Origin of the sequence: Micromonospora humida, from assembly GCF_016901255.1 — a bacterium.
GTDB lineage: Bacteria > Actinomycetota > Actinomycetes > Mycobacteriales > Micromonosporaceae > Micromonospora > Micromonospora wenchangensis.
The window spans coordinates 223,086-241,270 of record NZ_JAFEUC010000004.1 but is presented as its reverse complement, the minus strand read 5'-3'; the positions used below and the strand labels follow the sequence as shown (position 1 = coordinate 241,270).

Here is an 18,185-nt window from a genome sequence, read left to right as displayed (position 1 = left end):
ACCACCACCCGGCGTTTGCCGGCGTTACCCTGACAGGCGGGGAGAACGACGCACCGGGAAGGACCGACCGATGACCGCCGCGCTGCAGAACGACCATCCGCCCGAGGGCGGCTGGACGACTGACGATCTGGACGCGCTGCCCGAGGACGGCCGCCGCCGCGAACTTCTCGATGGAGTGCTGATCGTGTCCCCCTCCCCCACCCGTGTCCACCAGACCATCGCCGGCCGCCTGATGGTCGCGCTCGAAGAGGAGTGCCCCGACGACTACGACGTGACCCAGGCCGTGGAGGTGCGGATCAACCGGACCCGCTCGTTCATTCCCGACGTGCTGGTGACCACGTCCACCGCCGCCGCCCGCGAACCGTCCCGGTACGAGCCGCACGAGGTGGTGCTGGCCGTCGAGATCGTCTCCCCCAGCACCCGCTCCATCGACCGGGTGCTCAAGCCGACCCTCTACGCGCAGGCCGGCATCCCGTTCTACTGGCGGATCGAGGTGGAGGACGACGGTCTGGTCGTGCACACCTACAAGATCGACGCGGTGAACGAGGTCTACCTGGAGACCGGGCGGTGGACGAAGTTCGTCGACACCGGTGAGCCGTTCCCGGTGAACCTGTCGATCGCCCGGATCACGCCCCGGCGTCGGTGAGCGGCGGCAGCATCTCCACACCCAACTGTTGCAGCAGTTGGAACAGCTCGTTGACGCTCCACACGTCGACGATCCGCCCGGCGGCGTCGAAGCGCAGGAACGTCGCCCCGGAGTAGCTGACCACCTGCCCGGTCGGCGGCACCGGGCCGAACTGTCCCGCCTGGGTGCCGGCGGCCCGCCAGCGCAGCGCCACCCGGTCCCCGGCCGCCACCACGTCCACCAGCTTGTAGCGCAGGTCGGGGAAGGCGGCCCGGCGGTCCCGGTGCCAGGCCAGCACCGCCGCCGGGCCGGTGCCGCCGAGCCCCGGGCACTCCTCGGCGACCAGTTCGTCGGCCGACTCCTCGCGGCCGGCGTTCCACACGTCGGCCACGAACCGCCGGGCCACCACCTCCACGTCGATCATGCCGGCAGCCTAGGCCCGCGTTACCGTGCCACCGGACGCCGGACCCGCCATGATGGGAGCCGAAGCGGACGAAAGGCGACACGATGGCGGAGAGCAACGGCACGACGGCGACCCAGACCGGCGGCAAGTACGTCGAGCCGGGCGGTGAGTTCACCCGGGACCAGCGCTACATCGCCACCCGGATCACCGTCGACGGGCGGGACGGCTACCCGGTCGAGCCGGGCCGCTACCGGCTGGTCGTCAGCCGGGCCTGCCCGTGGGCCAACCGCATGATCATCGTACGGCGGTTGCTCGGGCTGGAGGAGGCGCTGCCGATGGCGGTGGCCGGGCCCACCCACGACGCCCGGAGCTGGACGTTCGACCTGGACCCGGACGGGCGCGACCCGGTGCTCGGCATCGAACGGCTGGCCGAGGCGTTCTTCGCCCGCTACCCCGACTACGACCGGGGGATCACCGTGCCGGCGATCGTGGACGTGCCGACCGGGCAGGTGGTCACCAACGACTACGCGCAGATGACCCTGGACCTGTCCACCCAGTGGACGGCGTACCACCGCGAGGGCGCCCCGCAGCTCTACCCGGAGGCGCTGCGCGCCGAGATCGACGAGGTGAACGCGGTGGTGTTCGCCGACGTCAACAACGGGGTGTACCGGTGCGGGTTCGCCGGTTCGCAGGAGGCGTACGAGAAGGCGTACCGGCGGCTGTTCGACCGGCTGGACTGGCTCAGCGACCGGCTCGCCAACCAGCGTTACCTGGTCGGGGACACCATCACCGAGGCCGACGTGCGGCTGTTCACCACGCTGGTCCGCTTCGACCCGGTCTACCACGGCCACTTCAAGTGCAACCGGCAGAAGCTGAGCGAGATGCCGGTGCTGTGGGCGTACGCGCGGGACCTGTTCACCACCCCCGGGTTCGGCGACACCATCGACTTCGACCACATCAAGCGGCACTACTACGAGGTGCACCGGGACATCAACCCGACCGGGGTGGTGCCGCTCGGCCCGGACCTGGTCAACTGGCTCAGCCCGCACGGGCGGGAGGCGCTCGGCGGCCGACCGTTCGGCGACGGCACGCCCCCGCCGCCCCCGCTGCCGGCCGAGCAGGTGCCGGCGGAGCACACCCCGATCGGCTGAACCGCCACCGGCCACGCGCCCCCGCCCGGACCACCGGGCGGGGGCGCGCTGCCGTCGCCCCACCTGAACGCGAGCCACTACGGCCGGGCGGTCACCGGGCCACCGCCGTTCCGGCCGGTCGCCGGACCACAGTCGAATCCGGACACTGAGAGCTGTCGCACATTCACCTTCAGTGCCCAAGAGTTAACACGATGGTCAATATGACCTGTTCGACTAGGGGATGTCCGTCGCCGCGATTCCCGTCGACGGGCTACCAGTCCACTACGGACTCCCCTCTTGAGGAGGATCTAGCCTTGCGCAAGCTGGGTAGCAGGACCGCACGTCTGGGCGTACTCGCCGGTGTTCTCGCCGGCGCGCTCGCCACCACCACCAACGCCGCCGTCGCGGCACCGGCCACCCCCGGCCCGGGGCGGGCCGCGCCCGCGCCGCTGCTGGCCGGCAGCGCGCAAGCCGCGCCGGACCGGTACATCGTCGTCCTCTCCGACAAGCCGGTCAGCGGCGAGCGCACCGCCCGCCTCGCCCGCACCGACCAGTCGGCCGCCGTCGCCGAGCGGGCCGGCGGCACCGTGCTGAACCGCTACACCCAGGTCCTCGACGGGTACGCCGCCGTGCTGCCGCCGGCCGCCCTCGCCGCCGTCCGCAACGACCCGGCCGTGCAGTACGTCGAGCGGGACACCCGGATCGAGGGCGGGCTGACCAGCACCACCCCGGACCGGACCGGACCGACGACGGCCCGCGCCGAGCGGGCCCAGGCCGGTGGCGTGTCCATCCAGGCCGTGCAGAGCAACCCGCCGTCGTGGGGGCTGGACCGCATCGACCAGCGCAACCTGCCACTGAGCAACAGCTTCGGCTACACCTCGACCGGTTCCGGGGTGACCGCGTACATCGTCGACTCCGGTATCCGGGCCACCCACGTCGACTTCGGCACCCGGGCCGCCGGGGTCTACGACGCGGTCGGTGACGGCAACGGCACCAACGACTGCCACGGCCACGGCACGCACGTCGCCGGCACCATCGGCGGCACCACCTACGGGGTCGCCAAGTCGGTGACGCTGCGGGCGGTCCGGGTGCTCCAGTGCGACAACTCCGGGTGGAGCACCGACCTGATCGAGGGCGTCGACTGGCTGGCCACCAACCACGCGACCGTCTCGGTGGCGAACTTCAGCCTCCAGGGCTACGGCACCTCCGCCAACACCTCGATCGAGAACCTGATCGACCACGGCGTGTACCCGGTGTTCATCGCCAACAACTTCAACACCGACGCCTGCACCAACGGCCCCCGCTCCACCCGGGGGATCACCGTCGCGGCCACCGACATCAACGACAACCGGGCCTCGTTCTCCAGCTACGGGACCTGCGTCGACATCTTCGCCCCGGGGGTCGACATCACCTCCGCCGGCATCGCCTCGAACACCGCCGTCGCCAGCGGCTGGTCCGGCACCTCGATGGCGGCCCCGCACGTCACCGGCTGGCTGGCCCGCTACCGGCAGACCAACCCGTCGGCGACCCTCGCCACCGCCAAGAGCGCCCTGATCACCGCCGCCACCACCGGCAAGGTCGTCAACCCGGGGGTCGGTTCCCCGAACCGCCTGCTCTACGCCGCGCCGTGAGCGCGCCGGAGGGGCCCCGGACAGTGTCCCGGGGCCCCTCCGGGCCGGCGCTCAGTTCAGGGTGAGGCGTACGGCGGTGGTGAGGACCAGTTGCGCCAGTGCGGCCGGCACCAGGACCAGCCAGCACAGCCGCTGGAGCTGGTCCTCCCGCAGCCGGGGAAACGACACCCGCAGCCAGATGATGACGAACGAGACGGCAAAGACCTTCAGCAGGGTCCACAGCCACCCGAGCTGTGCGTCGGCGAACGGGCCCTGCCAGCCACCGAGGAACAGCACGGTGGTCAGCGCGGCGATCACCACGATCCCGACGTACTCGGCGAGCAGGAAGAACGCGAACCGCAGGCCGGTGTACTCGGTCATGTAGCCGAACACCAGCTCCGAGTCGGCCACCGGCATGTCGAACGGGGGCCGTCGGATCTCGGCCAGCCCGGCCACGAAGAACACGATCATGGCGGGGGCCTGCCAGAGCAGCCACCACGGCTGCCACGCCTCGACGATCCCGCCGAGACTCAGCGTCCCGGCCGCCACCGCCACCGAGGCGGCGGCCAGCACCAACGGCAGCTCGTAGCCAAGTAGCTGGGCCGCCCCGCGCAACCCACCGAGCAGGCTGTACTTGTTGGCCGAGGCCCAAGCCGACATCAGCACCGCCACCACGCCGACCCCGACCACCGCCAGGACGAAGAACAGGCCGATGTCCAGCGGCTGCCCGACCAGGTCGTCCGGGCCGAGCGGGATCACCAGCAACACCAGCAGGTAGGGCACCAGGGCCACCACCGGCGCCAGCCGGAACACCGCCCGGTCCGCCTCGCGCGGAGTGATGTCCTCCTTCTGGACGAACTTGATCCCGTCGGCGACGAGCTGCGCCCAGCCGTGGAAGCCACCGGCGTACATCGGACCGAGCCGGCCCTGCATGTGCGCCATCACCTTGTGCTCGGCCTGACCGACGATCAGCGGCAGGGTGAGGAAGGCGACGAGCACCCCGCCGATCCGGATCACCAGCTCCAACCAGGTCGGCATCAGGCCGTACCCCCCTGGTCGCCACCCTGGTCACCGCGCGCCGGGCCGTCGCCGGCCGCGCCGGAGCGGGGGGTACGCGGCGGACGGGCCCCCGCGGCGGGCCGGGCCGGCCGCTCCCGGGGCGCGCGGGCCGGAGCGCCCTCACCCACCGTCACCGGGCCGGCCGGGGCCGGCACCGCGCCCCACTCCCCCGGGGCGGGCACCCCGGGCGGGCGGACCGCCCGACGACCGCCACCGGCCTCGGATTCGCCTGGTTCCTTCGCCCCCGGCCACGGTTTGGCCACCCGGGAGGCGAGCACGAACTCCTTGCGCAGCGGATGCCCCTCGAACTCGGGCGGCAGCAGCAGCGGGGCCAGATCCCGGTGGCCGGTGAAGTCGACACCGAACATCTCGTGGGTCTCCCGCTCGTGCCAGGCCGCGCCCGGGAACACGTCGACCACCGACGCCACCGTCGGCGACTGTCTCGGCACCCGGGTCCGCAGCAGCACGCCGTGCCGGTGCCGGGTCGACCACAGGTGGACCACCACGTCGAAGCCGGCGGCCAACTCGTCGACGGCGGAGAGCCAGTCGAAGAAGTCGCAGGCCAGCTCGGCGTCGTCGCGCACCGCGCGGAGCGTGTCCGCCCAGGCCACCGGGGGTACGTCGACGGTGGCCCGGGCGTGGGCCTGCCCGCCGGACACCGACGCGGTCGCCTCGACCGGCGTGAGCAGCGCGACCACCCGCCGACCGACCTCTTCCGGAGTCATGCGGTTGATCCTATGGCCGCCGCCCCGACGCCGGGCCCGCCCGCCCGGTCGTACGCGCCCGGCGGACACCTGGATGAGGTGAACGGACGGCCCCGCGTCACGCCGTACGACAGTTCCGGCGGGCGTCGTCCGGCGGGCCCGGCGGGCTCGTCCGGCGGGGCGGGGGCGGGCATCTGGCACTTTGGCCGGCGGGGCGGGGCGGGGCGGGGAAAGATGGGGCCGTGCGCGCTGTGACGGTGACTCCCGGGGTCCGCGACTCGCTGCGGCTGGTGCAGGACTGGCCGGAGCCGCCGGCCGAGGAGGGGGCCATCCTGGTCGAGGCGGTCGCCGTCGGCATCTGCGGCACCGACCAGGAGATCATCGCCGGGGACTACGGGGAGGCCCCGCCCGGCCAGCGGGAACTGGTGCTCGGCCACGAGTCCCTCGGCCGGGTGCTGGAGGACCCGTCCGGCACCCTGCAACCCGGCGACCTGGTGGCCGGCATCGTCCGCCACCCCGACCCGGTGCCCTGCCCGAACTGCGCCGTCGACGAGTGGGACATGTGCCGCAACGGGCGGTACACCGAGCACGGGATCAAGGGGCTGACCGGCTTCGCCCGGGACCGGTGGCGGGTTCAGCCGAAGTTCGCCGTCGGGTTGGACCCCGTCCTCGCCCCGGTCGGCATGCTGCTGGAGCCGGCGAGCGTGGTGGCGAAGGCGTGGGACCACATCGCGCAGATCGGCACCCGGGCGGAGTGGAAACCGCAGACCGTGCTGGTCACCGGGGCCGGGCCGATCGGGCTGCTGGCGGCCCTGCTGGCCGTCCAGCGTGGCCTGTCGGTGCACGTGCTGGACCGCAATACCACCGGTCCGAAGCCGGACCTGGTCCGGGCGCTCGGGGCGACGTACCACACGGTGCCGGTCGACGAGCTGGACTTCGAGCCGGACGTGGTGGTCGAGTGCACCGGCGCGCCGACCGTGGTGCTGGAGACCATGTGCAAGGTCGGCCCCGCCGGGATCGTCTGCCTGACCGGGGTGTCCAGCGGCGGGCGGACCATCGACTTCGACGCCGGGGCGCTCAACCGGGCGTTGGTGCTGGAGAACAACGTGGTGTTCGGCTCGGTCAACGCCAACCGGCGGCACTGGGACCTGGCCGCCCGGGCGCTCGCCCGGGCCGACCAGTCGTGGCTGAACGCGCTGATCACCCGCCGGGTGCCGGTGTCGGCGTACGCACAGGCGTACGCCCACGCCGACGACGACATCAAGGTGGTGCTGGAGTTCGGGCTGTGACGCCCGCCGGCCCGGCTCAGATGCCGGGCAGCCGGCCGTTGCGGAACAGGTCCACGAAGAGCTGGTGGTCGGTGCGGGCCCGGACGCCGTACGCGTGGGCGAACTCGACCAGGTGCCCGACGAAGCCGTCGGTGTCGTCGCCGATCGCCGCGACGATCGCCTCCTCGGTGGAGTAGTCGACCAGGTCGTGGCTGGACTCGTCGTCGGCGACCGAGTGCATCCGGGCCACCGCCCGACCCAGGTCGGCGAGCACCCCGGCCAGCTCTTCCGGCTCGTTGACGTCCGACCAGTCCAGGTCGGCGGCGTACGGGGAGACCTCGGCGACGAGCTGACCCGCCCCGTCCAGCTCGGTGAAGCCCAGCCACGGGTCGGCGTGCGCCTGCAACGCCCGCTGCGACTCGGCCGTGCGGTGCCCCTGGTGCCGGAAGTAGCCCCGGACCCGCTCGTCGTCGATGTGCCGGGCCACCGCCGGCACCTGCGCCTGCTTCATGTAGATGACGACGTCGTTCTCCAACGCCTCGGTGTGCCCCTCCAGCAGCAGGTTGTACGACGGCAGCCCGGCCGAGCCGATGCCCACCCCCTTGCGCAGCACCACGTCCTTGATCTGGGTGGCGACCGGTCGCAGCCGGGCCGTCGAGGGGGGCAGGGTGTCCAGGTACCCGGTGAACGCGGCGCACACCTTCTTGCGGGTCTCCGCGTCGATCTCGAACACCCCGTCGCCGAGGGAGAACCGCCGCTCGTAGTTGTCGACGGTGGTCTGCGCGGCCAGCAGGTCGACCCGGGTGTTCAGCCGGGCCTCCTGGAGCACCCGGCGCAGCACCCCGTCGGCGTTGTCCAGGGTGATCGAGCCGATCGCGTCGTCCCCACCGGCGGCGATGGCCCGCAGCTCGGTCAGGTACGACCGGGCGAACCCGGTGACCAGCTCACCGATCGCCCGGTCGGACAGGGCCTTTGCGTAGCCGAGCAACGCCACGCTGGCGGCGAGTCGCTTCAGGTCCCAGGAGAACGGCCCGACGTACGCCTCGTCGAAGTCGTTGACGTTGAACACGAGGTGCCCGGAGGCGTTCATGTAGGTGCCGAAGTTCTCGGCGTGCAGGTCGCCGTGGATCCACACCCGGCTGGTCTGCTCGTCGAGGAACGCGTCGTCGGCGAAGTCACCGCGCTGGTCGGCGTAGAACAACGAGGCGCTGCCCCGGTAGAAGGCGAACGGGGAGGCGGCCATCTTGCGGAACTTCCGGCGGAACGCCGCCGGGTCGAGCGCCATCGACGCGCCGAACTCCTCGGTCAACACGTCGACGATGAAAGCGGACCGTCGGTCCACGGAGTCGGTCATGCCCCGCACGCTAATCCCCGCCCGCCACCGTCCCGCCCGGCCCACCCACCCCCCGGTCGCGCCCAGCCGGTGAAGCGCTCGGTCAACCGGGCAGGTGGGCGGTGGACGGCTGCGCCCAGCTCGACGGCAGCCTCGCGGCGAGGTGGCTCGGCAGCCCGTCGCGGCGCGTGTCCGGCCGTTTCACGCCAGCGGGGCGGGAGGCGGTGGATCAGGAGCCCTCTGCCGGGGTCCAGACCGTGACGTGGGCGGTCACCTGGAAGGAGTCGTCCGGATAGCGGATGACCGTGAACATGGCAACGTGGTCCTTGTTGGTGGTCAGGCAACCGATTCTGCCGACCGGGATGTGAACCCGCTCCGCACCGTGCGTGGAGACGCGCTCGGCGCATTGCTGCCGCGAGGGCGTGCCCGGCCCCGGCCACAGGGCGAGCTGTCCCCATTCCGCGTGCAGCCCGTCATCCGCGCTCGCCGAATCCCGACTGAGGTCCGCGTCGGTCGACCAGTACCTCTGCACCGTCGCCGGCACGGTGTCGAGATCGACGCCGTAGGTGGCGAACCGCACCTCGCCGCTCCACCGGACCGCGCCGTCGGACGGGGCGGCCGTGGTGGGGCCCGCCTCGGTCGACGGAACAGCCGTAGGGCTCGGGGTGGCCGTGGGACTCGGCGCGGCCGGTGAACTCGGCACCGGCGGGGCGTTGGCCGGGCTACTCGCTCCGGCACTCGGCCTGGCGTCCGGTGGCGCGTTCTTGTCGTCGCCCTTGGTCGCCACGTAGATCGCCACCGCAGCCCCGAGCAGGGCTGTCACCAGGCCGATGAGGGCGCTCAGCACGGCTCCCCGGCCGCTGCCGTCCAGCCTCTCGTTGTAGTGGCGGCTCAGGCGTCGCCGCAGGGTCGGCCGCTCGTCGGAACTCTGGTTCCTCGGCACGTCTTCTGGCGCTACCACCGCGGTTCCCTCCTCGCCTCGGGCCGCTGGCGTGCCACCCGGAACATCGAGCTTCACCATGGCTGATTATGCCGGGGCAGGGCACGCGCGAACCGGGCCCGGACACGGTGTCCTGCCGAGGCCCGCATCTGTCACGTGCGCTCGATCGGGACGTCGCGGCGGGACTCGGTCGGGCGGCGCCTCAGTCGGGGCGGTGTATCGGTGGGGCGGTCAGCGACTCCACCGAACGGGAGGACGGGCCGCCGGCCGGTGGTGCCCCGGCGTCGGCCGGGGAGGCCAGGGGGTCGGTGCGGTCCACGCCGCCGATGCCGGACTGTTCGGCGGCGATCTTCTCCTGGAGGCGGAGGATGCCGTGCAGGAGCGCCTCCGGCCGGGGCGGGCAGCCGGGCACGTAGACGTCGACCGGGATGAGCTGGTCGACGCCCTTGGTCACCGAGTACGAGTCCCAGTACGGGCCACCGCAGTTGGCGCAGGACCCGAAGGAGATGACGTACTTCGGCTCAGGCATCTGGTCGTACAGCCGCTTGATCGCCGGGGCCATCTTGTCGGTCACCGTGCCGGAGACCACCATCAGGTCGGCCTGCCGGGGGCCGTGGGCGAACGGGATGACGCCGAGCCGGATGAAGTCGTGCCGACCCATGCTGGTGGCGATGAACTCGATCGCGCAGCAGGCCAGGCCGAAGTTGAACACCCAGAGCGAGTAGCGGCGACCCCAGTTGAGGACGAACCGGATCGGCTCGCCGAGCACTCCCGGCAACTGCACGACCGCCTCCCGTCCCCGCCGACCCGCTGTCCGCCCACGGACAGTCAACCACAGCCGCCCGGTGCACCCGCCGGTCCGGCCAGGGCCGTCCCCGCGCCCCGGCGGAGACCTTCCGACGACGCCGCCCCGCCACCGCGACCACCCGTCCCGGCCGCCGGCCGGGACGCAGGGTCACCAGGTGGGGCGTTGCAGCAGGCCGACGAACTCCACCAGCAGCCGTTCCCGCAGCGCGGCGGGGGCGGCGTCGAGCAGGGTGTTCACCACCGCCATCCGGTCCGGTGGCCCGGCACCGAGCCCGAGGCCGGCGGCGAGTCCACCGATCAGCTCGGGGGTGAGCGCCTCCGGGGTCAACGATCCGGCCAGGGCGACCAGGTCGGCCGGCAGCTCGACCGGCCCGGCCTGGCGGGCGGCGGCCACCGCGGCGGTCAGGTCCGGGCCGAATTCGGCCACCCGGGGGGCCACCGAGGCGGTCACCGTGAGGTGCACGCTGGCGGGCAGGTCCGCGTACCGGAGCTGGGGTTGGGTGTGCCAGCCCCGGGCGGTCAGCTCGTCGACCAGGACGAACAGGTCGAGTGCCGGGTCGGTGCCGGTGAAGCAGACCACGGTGGATTCCGGTTCGGCCATCAGCCGCAGCCCGTCGACCCCGCGTACGGCGGCGGCCAGGGTGCCGACCGCGTCCCGGGTGGTGGCGGCCAACCGCAGGTAGCCGTCGTCGCCGAGGTGCCGCAGCGTGGCGTACGCGGCGGCGATCGGGCCACCCGAGCGGGTCGAGGCGAGCACCGGGTTGACCATGGTGTAACCGGGCCAGTCGGCGTACGCGAAGTACTGCGGGGAGCGCAGCGTCGCGTCCCGGTGCAGCAGCACCGACACCCCCTTCGGGGCGTACGCGTACTTGTGCAGGTCGACGGAGATCGAGGTGACCCCGTCGACGGTGAAGTCGAACGGTGGCACCGGCACGCCGAGGCGACGCAGGTAGGGCAGGGTCCAGCCGCCGAAGCAGGCGTCCACGTGGCAGCGCACCCCGGCCGCCGCCGCGACCTGCGCGATCCCGGCCACCGGGTCGACCACGCCGTGCGCGTACGACGGGGCGGAGCAGGCGACCAGCACCGTCTCCGGGCCGATCGCGGTGGCCATGTCCGCCACCGACGGGCGCAACGTGACCGGGTCGACGGGAACCGTGTCGAGGCCGACCCGCAGCAGGTGGGCGGCCTTGGCGAAGGCGGCGTGCCCGCTGGCCGGCACCACGATCCGGGGTGCGGTCAGCTCCGGGCGGGCGTCCCGGGCGGCCTTGACGGCCAGGATCAGCGACTCGGTCCCGCCGCTGGTGACGCTGCCGACCACGTCGGGCGCGGCGCTGCCCGGCCCGCCGCCGAGCAGCCCGCCGGCCGCCCCGACGAGCCAGTTCTCCATCGCCAGCAGGGACGGGAAGGCGGTCGGGTCGAGCCCGTTGACGTGGGCGCTCTCCGCGTGGGCCGCCGCCCCCAACGCGTCGAGCCCGCCGACGCCCGGGTCGTACACGTAGGCGAACAGCCGCCCCCCGTGCACCGGCCGATCCCCCGCCCTGAGCTGTCGGATCTCGTCCAGCACCCGCTCGGCAGGCACCCCGTTCTTGTCGATCATGGACTTGTGGTGGCCTCTCCGTGGGTTTTCGCGGCTTCCGTCCCCGCCGCAACTCCATGATCGACGAGGTGGGTGGGGGTGTGGGGTGGGGGGAGGTAGGGGTGGGGGCGGAGGAGGAGGGTGGCGGGGGCGATGAGGAGGGCGGGGACGAGGGTGAAGCCCAGGAGGACACCCAGGCGGGCGGTGGGGGTCTGGGGGGCGGCGGTGCCGGTGGCCGAGGAGACGTAGCCGGAGAGGGCCAGGACCAGGCCGTAGATGCCGGGGCCGAGGGCCAGACCGAAGGTTTCGCCAGCGGTCCACAGGCCGGTGAAGACGCCGGCCTGGCGTCGACCGGTACGCGCGGTCGAGGCGGCCACGCAGTCGGGCAGCAGCGCCAGCGCGAAGACCTGCTGGCCGGCGTACCCGACGCCGAGCAGCGCGACCACCGCGTAGACGGCGACGGCGGGCAGCACCGGCGCGGCCACCAGCGCCGCCGCACCGGCGGCCAACAGCAGCGAGGCGGCGACCAGCGCGGTCTTCTTGCCCAGGCGCGCGCCGAGCCGGGTCCACAGCGGCATCACCAGCAGCGCCGGCCCGACGAAGCAGGCGAACAGCACGGTCGGTCCGGTGGTCGGGTCGCGCAGGATCTGGGCGGCGAAGTAGCTGACCCCGGCCAGGACGGTCGCCACCCCGGCGGACTGGACGACGAAGCAGAGCAGCAGCGCCCGGAACGGCCGGTCGGCGGCGACCACCGCGAGCTGGGCGCGCAGCGTCGGCTCGGTGGCGGTCACCGTGCCGGTCGCCGCCGACCGGGTGCCGAGGAACGCGCCGAGCGCGCCGAGCGCGATCAGCACGGCGACGAACACCCCCATCCAGCGGTGCCCGGCCACCCCCTCGCCGCCGGCGGTCACCACCACCGGGGCCACCGCGCCGGAGATCAGGATGGCCAGCGCCAGCACCGCGACCCGCCAGCCCATCAGCCGGGTACGCTCCGCCGCGTCATCGGTCAGCTCGGCGGGCATCGCCACGTACGGGACCTGGAAGAAGGCGAACGCGGTGGCGGTGGCGAGGAACGCGACGGCCACGTACGCCCCGGCGGCCGGCCCGACGCCGAAGGGCGCGGCGAAGATGGCGGCGAAGAGCACCGCCAGGGCGAGCCCGGCGCCGAGCAGCCACGGCCGGCGCGGCCCCCAGCGGGAGCGGGTGCGGTCGGAGATCCGCCCGGCGACCGGGTTGACCAGCACGTCCCACGCCTTGGGCAGCAGCACCAGCAGGGCGGCCAGTCCGGCGGCCACCCCGAGGGTGTCGGTCAGGTAGGGCAGCAGCAGCAACCCGGGCACGGTCCCGAACGCCCCGGTGGCCAGCGAGCCGAGCGCGTAGCCGGCGTGCACCCGACGCGGCAACTCGGCCCCGTCGGCACCGGTCGACCTGGTCGGCCCGGCGGTCGGCGCGGGCGGGCCGTCAGCCGACGCACGCGGGCCGTCAGCCGACGCACGCGGGCCGCCGGCCGACGCGGGCGGGCCGCCGGGTGGGGAGCCGGGCCCGGCCGGTGGCGCTTCCATGCGGCCGAATGTTACTCACGTTACCGCCGGGTCACCGCCCCTCATCCGGCCACCATTTGGCGGCATCCAGATCCACCCCGGCACCGCGCAGCGGGCAGCCCTCGGCCCGCAGCAGGGCCCGCGCCCGCACCTCGTGCCCGGGTGGCAGCCGGCCCGCCGCGTTCACCACCCGGTGCCAGGGCACCCCACCACCGTGCCGGGCCATGATCGCGCCGACCAGCCGGGCCGAGGCCCGCCCGGAGCGCTCGGCCAACGCGTCGGCGATCGCCCCGTAGGACATCACCCGGCCCGGCGGAATCCGCTCGACCAGCGCGAGCACCGCCTCCACGTACTCCTCAGGCGTCACGACCGGCCAGGATATGGGAACGCGACGGGGTCCGCCGGCACCGACCACGCAGAATGGGCGGGTGCGCGAAGCAGTCACCCAGGCCCGACGGATCGTCGTCAAGATCGGTTCGTCCTCGCTGACCACCGCGACCGGCGGCCTGGACGACGCCCGGGTCGACACCCTGGTCGACGCGCTCGGCGCGCTCGCCGCCGCCGGCCGCGAGGTGGTGCTGGTCTCCTCCGGTGCGATCGCCGCCGGGCTCGCCCCGCTCGGGCTCCCCCGCCGTCCGCGCGACCTGGCCACCCAGCAGGCCGCCGCCAGCGTCGGCCAGGGCCTGCTGATCGGCCGGTACGCGGCCGGCTTCGCCCGGCACCGGCTCACCGTCGGGCAGGTCCTGCTCACCGTCGACGACGTGACCCGGCGGGCGCACTACCGCAACGCGTACCGGACCCTGCGCAAGCTGCTCGACCTGCGGGCGGTGCCGATCGTCAACGAGAACGACACGGTCGCCACCGAGGAGATCCGGTTCGGCGACAACGACCGGCTGGCCGCCCTGGTCGCCGCCCTGGTCGACGCCGACCTGCTGGTGCTGCTCTCCGACGTCGACGCGCTCTGGACCGGCGACCCGACCCGCCCCGGCAGCACCCGGATCACCGAGGTACGCGGCGAGGCCGACCTGGCCGGCGTCGACATCGGCGGGGCCGGCCGGGCCGGGGTCGGCACCGGCGGCATGGTCACCAAGGTCGAGGCGGCCCGGATCGCCACCGGCTTCGGCATCCCGGTGGTGCTGACCGCCGCCCCGCTGGCCGGCGACGCGCTGGCCGGGGAACCGGTGGGCACCTTCTTCCACCCGGCCCGGCGACGCCCGGCGGCCCGGCTGTTCTGGCTGGCGCACGCCACCGCCCCCCGGGGCCGGCTGCACCTGGACCCGGGCGCGGTGCAGGCCGTGGTGGGCCGGCGCAAGTCGCTGCTGCCGGCCGGGATCACCGCCGTGGACGGCACCTTCACCGCCGGGGACCCGGTGGACCTGGTCGACGTCGACGGGGCGTCGGTGGCCCGGGGGCTGGTCAACTACGACGCGGTGGAGCTGCCCGGACTGCTCGGCCGCTCCACCTCCGAACTCGCCGCGGCGCTCGGCCCGGCGTACGAACGTGAGGTCGTCCACCGCGACGACCTGGTGCTGCTGTGACGTCAGGCGTCCCACGCGGGCGCTTCCGGAAGATCCGAAGGAGTACGCAATGAGCGTCGTCGAGCAGGCCCGGCGGGCCCGGGACGCGGCGGAAGCCCTCGCCGTGGCCACCCGTACGGTCAAGGATGCCGCGCTGCACGCGATGGCCGACGCGCTGGTGACGCGTACGCCGGAGATCCTCACCGCGAACGCGGCGGACCTGGCGGCCGGGCGGGAGGCCGGGCTGAGCGCGGCCGTGCTGGACCGGCTCGCCCTCGACGCGGACCGGGTGGCAGGCATCGCCGACGCGCTGCGCGAGATGGCCGCGCTGCCCGACCCGGTGGGTGAGGTGGTCCGGGGTTCGACCCTGCCCAACGGGCTGGAGCTGCGGCAGGTGCGGGTGCCGTTCGGGGTGGTCGGGATCATCTACGAGGCCCGGCCGAACGTGACGGTGGACGCGGCCGGCATCTGCCTGAAGTCCGGCAACGCGGCGCTGCTGCGCGGGTCGTCCTCGGCCGCGCACTCCAACGCGGCGCTGGTGGCGGTGCTGCGCGACGCGGTGGCCGGCGCGGGTCTGCCGGCCGACGCGGTGCAGTTGCTCGACGCCGCCTCCCGCGACTCGGTCAAGGAGCTGATGCGGGCCCGGGGCCTGGTCGACGTGCTGATCCCGCGCGGCGGTGCGTCGCTGATCCGCACCGTGGTCGAGGAGTCGACGGTGCCGGTGATCGAGACCGGGGTGGGCAACTGCCACGTCTACGTGGACGCCGCCGCCGACCCGGCCAAGGCGGTGGCGATCGCCCTGAACGCCAAGACCCAGCGCCTCTCCACCTGCAACACCGCCGAGTCGCTGCTGGTGCACGCCGACGTCGCCGACGCGTTCCTGCCGGCGGTGCTGGCCGCGTTCGCCGAGGCCGGGGTGACCGTACACGGCTCCCCCGAGGTCGCCGCGTACTCCCCCGCCGTGGTGGCCGCCACCGACGAGGACTTCGCCACCGAATACCTCTCGGCCGACATCTCCGTCGCCGTGGTCGGCTCGCTCGACGCGGCGGTCGCGCACATCCGCCGCTACGGCACCGGGCACACCGAGGCGATCGTCACCGACTCGCAGGCCGCCGCCCGGGAGTTCGTGGCCCGGGTCGACGCGGCGGCGGTGATGGTCAACGCCTCCACCCGGTTCACCGACGGCGGCGAGTTCGGCTTCGGCGCGGAGATCGGCATCTCCACCCAGAAGCTGCACGCCCGGGGCCCGATGGGGCTGCCCGAGCTGACCTCCACCAAGTACGTGGTGACCGGCGACGGTCACCTGCGCTGAGCCACCCGGCCCCGGGCCACGCCCGGACCCGGGGTCACCAGGTGCCGGGCTCGTCGTCGGTCGGCGGGACCGGCCGGGCCCGGCGCACGACAGGTGAGCCGGGTGGCGTCACCGGCGAGCCCATCGGGGCGCTCGGGGAGCCGGGCGGGAGGACCGGGCCGATCGGACGGCAGGCGCGGATCGCGGTGAGCGTGGTGTGCACGTCGAACTGGTGGCCGTCGTCGCTGTCCCAACCGCCGTCGCTGCGTTGGGTCTCGGCGAGCCGTCGGCGGGCCGACACCAGCACCCACTGCTCCTCGCCCACCTCGACCCGGCGCAGCGTGGCGGCCAGCGCGGCCACGTCGGCCGGGGAGAGCTTCGGAATGCGCTCGGCCAGCACCGCCTGGATCCGGGCCGACTCGTAGTAGAGCTGCTGGCGGTGCAGCACGGCCGCGCTCAACCAGCCGGCGGCCAGGAACGACGGCCAGCTCCCGTCGGGGGCGAGCTGACCGGCCAGGGCCTGCGCCGCCGCCTGCACCACCCCCGCGTACGCGCCGCCGACGCGGTGGTCGAGCGGTCCGGCGGCGCGGGCGTCCCGACCGGCCACGCTGAGCCAGTACGCGGCGTTGGCCGAGAGGTAGAGCCGGGCCTCCGGGTCACCCGGGGTGGCCCATTCGGGGGCACTGCCGGCCAGCCTCGGGTCCTCGTCCCAGCCGCCGTCGGGCAGTTGCCGGGCGGCCAGCCAGTCCAGGGCGTGCCGGGCCGCCGGCCGACCGAGCGCGCCGAGGTCGTCCAACTCGGCGAGGCGGAAGCAGGTGGCGTCGATGGACGGCACGTCACCGCCGAGCAGGGCCGGCCAGCCGCCGTCGAGGGTCTGCCCGACCTCGGCCGCGTCGAGCAGGTCGGGGGGTACGGGCGCACCGGTGCGCAACCGGGACAGTCGGGCGCGATCCACCGCGTCGCCGTGCGCCACGACGAAGCCGACCGCGGCATCCAAGTCCACCACGACGTTGACGCTACCGGCGCGAACGCGATCCCGCCTCGGGGAATCGGTCGGGGCCGGGGACGGTTCGGCACCGCCCCCGGCCCCGGGCCCAGGTCAGTACGCCGGCAGCGAGGGATCGATCTGCTTGATCCAGGAGAGCACCCCGCCCTGGACGTGCACCGCGTCGCGGAACCCGGCCGCCTTGAGCGCGGCGAGCGCCTCGGCGGAGCGGACCCCGGACTTGCAGTGCAGCACGACCTGCTTGTCCTGGGGGAGCTTGGCCAGCGCCTCGCCCGAGATGATTTCGCCCTTGGGGATCAGGGTGGAGCCGGGAATACGGACGATCTCGTACTCGGCGGGCTCCCGGACGTCGACCAGGAAGATGTCCTTGCCGGCGTCCTGCCACTCCTTGAGCTCGGTGGCGGTGATGGTCGCGTCGACGATCGCCTCCTGGGCGGCCTCGGAGACCGCGCCGCAGAAGTCCTCGTAGTCCTCCAGCAGGTCGGTGACGGTGGGGTTCTCCCCGCAGAGCACGCAGTTCGGGTCCTTCCGGACCTTGATCTTGCGGTAGCTCATCTCCAGGGCGTCGTAGACCATCAGCCGGCCGACCAGCGGCTCACCGATCCCGGCGAGCAGCTTGATCGCCTCGTTGACCTGGATCGACCCGATCGACGCGCAGAGCACGCCGAGCACGCCACCCTCGGCGCAGGACGGCACCATGCCGGGCGGCGGGGGCTCCGGGTAGAGGCAGCGGTAGCAGGGGCCGTGCTCGGCCCAGAACACCGACGCCTGGCCGTCGAACCGGTAGATCGACCCCCAGACGTACGGCTTGCCGAGCAGCACCGCCGCGTCGTTGACCATGTAGCGGGTGGCGAAGTTGTCGGTGCCGTCGACGATCAGGTCGTACTGGGCGAAGATCTCCCGGACGTTCTCCCGGTCCAGGGCGGTGTTGTGGATCTCCACCTGGACCAGCGGGTTGATCTCGCGGATCGACGCGGCGGCGGACTCGGCCTTGGACCGGCCGATGTCGGAGACGCCGTGGATGATCTGGCGCTGCAGGTTGGACTCGTCGACGGTGTCGAAGTCGATGATGCCGAGCGTCCCGACCCCGGCGGCGGCCAGGTACATCAGGGCCGGCGAACCGAGGCCACCGGCACCCACGCAGAGCACCCGGGCGTTCTTCAACCGCTTCTGCCCCTCGACCCCCACATCGGGGATGATCAGGTGACGGGAGTAGCGACGGATCTCGTCAACGGTCAGCTCGGCGGCGGGTTCGACGAGCGGGGGCAACGACACGGTGGACTCCCCGGTGATCGGCAGATGGCGAACCGAGCCATTGTTGCTCGGACGACCACCCTTCGGCCATGAGCAGTGACACCCCGTCCGACATGCGGGA

General features: G+C 73.4%; 16 protein-coding genes and 1 pseudogene. 6 read left to right on the top strand and 11 right to left on the bottom strand.

What is annotated here, in order from left to right; all coding sequences use genetic code 11:
• Positions 1–70 precede the first annotated feature (70 nt).
• Entirely contained in the window at positions 71–646 is a 576-nt protein-coding gene (locus tag JQX11_RS10700) for a Uma2 family endonuclease (RefSeq protein ID WP_204924828.1), read from the top strand.
• On the opposite strand, the gene JQX11_RS10695 is transcribed toward JQX11_RS10700, so the two are convergent.
• Positions 627–1,049 carry an ester cyclase gene (locus JQX11_RS10695; protein ID WP_204924827.1) on the bottom strand — a complete coding sequence of 141 codons (423 nt, stop codon included), beginning with the start codon at positions 1,047–1,049 and terminating at the stop codon, positions 627–629. The genes JQX11_RS10700 and JQX11_RS10695 overlap by 20 nt on opposite strands.
• A gap of 83 nt (positions 1,050–1,132) precedes the next feature.
• Here JQX11_RS10695 and JQX11_RS10690 point away from each other — a divergent pair, with 83 nt between their 5' ends.
• On the top strand, positions 1,133–2,179 hold the full coding sequence (locus tag JQX11_RS10690) for a glutathione S-transferase family protein (protein WP_204924826.1): 1,047 nt from the start codon (positions 1,133–1,135) through the stop codon (positions 2,177–2,179).
• A gap of 293 nt (positions 2,180–2,472) precedes the next feature.
• Entirely contained in the window at positions 2,473–3,789 is a 1,317-nt protein-coding gene (locus JQX11_RS10685) for a S8 family peptidase (protein ID WP_204924825.1), read from the top strand.
• A gap of 51 nt (positions 3,790–3,840) precedes the next feature.
• On the opposite strand, the gene JQX11_RS10680 is transcribed toward JQX11_RS10685, so the two are convergent.
• A complete protein-coding gene (locus tag JQX11_RS10680) occupies positions 3,841–4,806 on the bottom strand; it encodes a complex I subunit 1/NuoH family protein (protein ID WP_088644755.1) in 966 nt (321 codons plus the stop codon).
• A complete protein-coding gene (locus tag JQX11_RS10675) occupies positions 4,806–5,552 on the bottom strand; it encodes an NADH-quinone oxidoreductase subunit C (RefSeq protein ID WP_204924824.1) in 747 nt (248 codons plus the stop codon). Before JQX11_RS10675 ends, JQX11_RS10680 begins: the two co-directional genes overlap by 1 nt.
• 221 nt (positions 5,553–5,773) lie before the next feature.
• On the opposite strand from JQX11_RS10675, the gene JQX11_RS10670 reads away from it, so the two are divergent.
• On the top strand, positions 5,774–6,820 hold the full coding sequence (locus JQX11_RS10670; RefSeq protein ID WP_204924823.1) for a glucose 1-dehydrogenase: 1,047 nt from the start codon (positions 5,774–5,776) through the stop codon (positions 6,818–6,820).
• A gap of 16 nt (positions 6,821–6,836) precedes the next feature.
• On the opposite strand, the gene JQX11_RS10665 is transcribed toward JQX11_RS10670, so the two are convergent.
• The 6 genes from JQX11_RS10665 to JQX11_RS10640 all read right to left on the bottom strand — a co-directional run bounded on the left by JQX11_RS10665 (position 6,837) and on the right by JQX11_RS10640 (position 13,363).
• Positions 6,837–8,153: a DUF2252 domain-containing protein gene (locus JQX11_RS10665; RefSeq protein ID WP_204924822.1), complete on the bottom strand. Its 1,317-nt coding sequence runs from the start codon at positions 8,151–8,153 to the stop codon at positions 6,837–6,839.
• A gap of 208 nt (positions 8,154–8,361) precedes the next feature.
• Complete coding sequence (locus JQX11_RS10660; RefSeq protein ID WP_204924821.1) at positions 8,362–9,093, bottom strand: hypothetical protein; 732 nt, start codon at positions 9,091–9,093, stop codon at positions 8,362–8,364.
• Positions 9,094–9,274: 181 nt separating this feature from the next.
• Positions 9,275–9,856, bottom strand: coding sequence for an NADH-quinone oxidoreductase subunit B (locus tag JQX11_RS10655; RefSeq protein ID WP_204924820.1), 582 nt, complete (start codon positions 9,854–9,856; stop codon positions 9,275–9,277).
• Between the two features lie 171 nt (positions 9,857–10,027).
• Positions 10,028–11,476: a pyridoxal phosphate-dependent decarboxylase family protein gene (locus JQX11_RS10650; RefSeq protein ID WP_204924819.1), complete on the bottom strand. Its 1,449-nt coding sequence runs from the start codon at positions 11,474–11,476 to the stop codon at positions 10,028–10,030.
• Positions 11,473–13,017 carry an MFS transporter gene (locus JQX11_RS10645; protein ID WP_204924818.1) on the bottom strand — a complete coding sequence of 515 codons (1,545 nt, stop codon included), beginning with the start codon at positions 13,015–13,017 and terminating at the stop codon, positions 11,473–11,475. The genes JQX11_RS10650 and JQX11_RS10645 overlap by 4 nt, the downstream gene beginning before the upstream one ends.
• A gap of 31 nt (positions 13,018–13,048) precedes the next feature.
• Positions 13,049–13,363, bottom strand: coding sequence for an MGMT family protein (locus JQX11_RS10640; protein ID WP_204924817.1), 315 nt, complete (start codon positions 13,361–13,363; stop codon positions 13,049–13,051).
• Between the two features lie 13 nt (positions 13,364–13,376).
• Between JQX11_RS10640 and proB the strand changes: the two genes are divergently transcribed.
• Together proB and JQX11_RS10630 are read left to right on the top strand one after the other, a co-directional pair.
• A complete protein-coding gene (proB, locus tag JQX11_RS10635; protein WP_204924816.1) occupies positions 13,377–14,534 on the top strand; it encodes a glutamate 5-kinase in 1,158 nt (385 codons plus the stop codon).
• Positions 14,535–14,583: 49 nt separating this feature from the next.
• Positions 14,584–15,825 carry a glutamate-5-semialdehyde dehydrogenase gene (locus JQX11_RS10630; RefSeq protein WP_204924815.1) on the top strand — a complete coding sequence of 414 codons (1,242 nt, stop codon included), beginning with the start codon at positions 14,584–14,586 and terminating at the stop codon, positions 15,823–15,825.
• 166 nt (positions 15,826–15,991) lie between these two features.
• Here JQX11_RS10630 and JQX11_RS10625 read toward each other — a convergent pair.
• A pseudogene (locus tag JQX11_RS10625) lies at positions 15,992–16,810 on the bottom strand (prenyltransferase/squalene oxidase repeat-containing protein); the annotation flags it as partial.
• Positions 16,811–16,903: 93 nt separating this feature from the next.
• The gene (moeZ, locus tag JQX11_RS10620) at positions 16,904–18,085 is read right to left on the bottom strand and encodes an adenylyltransferase/sulfurtransferase MoeZ (protein WP_204924813.1); all 1,182 of its coding nucleotides are present in this window, start codon (positions 18,083–18,085) and stop codon (positions 16,904–16,906) included.
• Positions 18,086–18,185 lie beyond the last annotated feature (100 nt).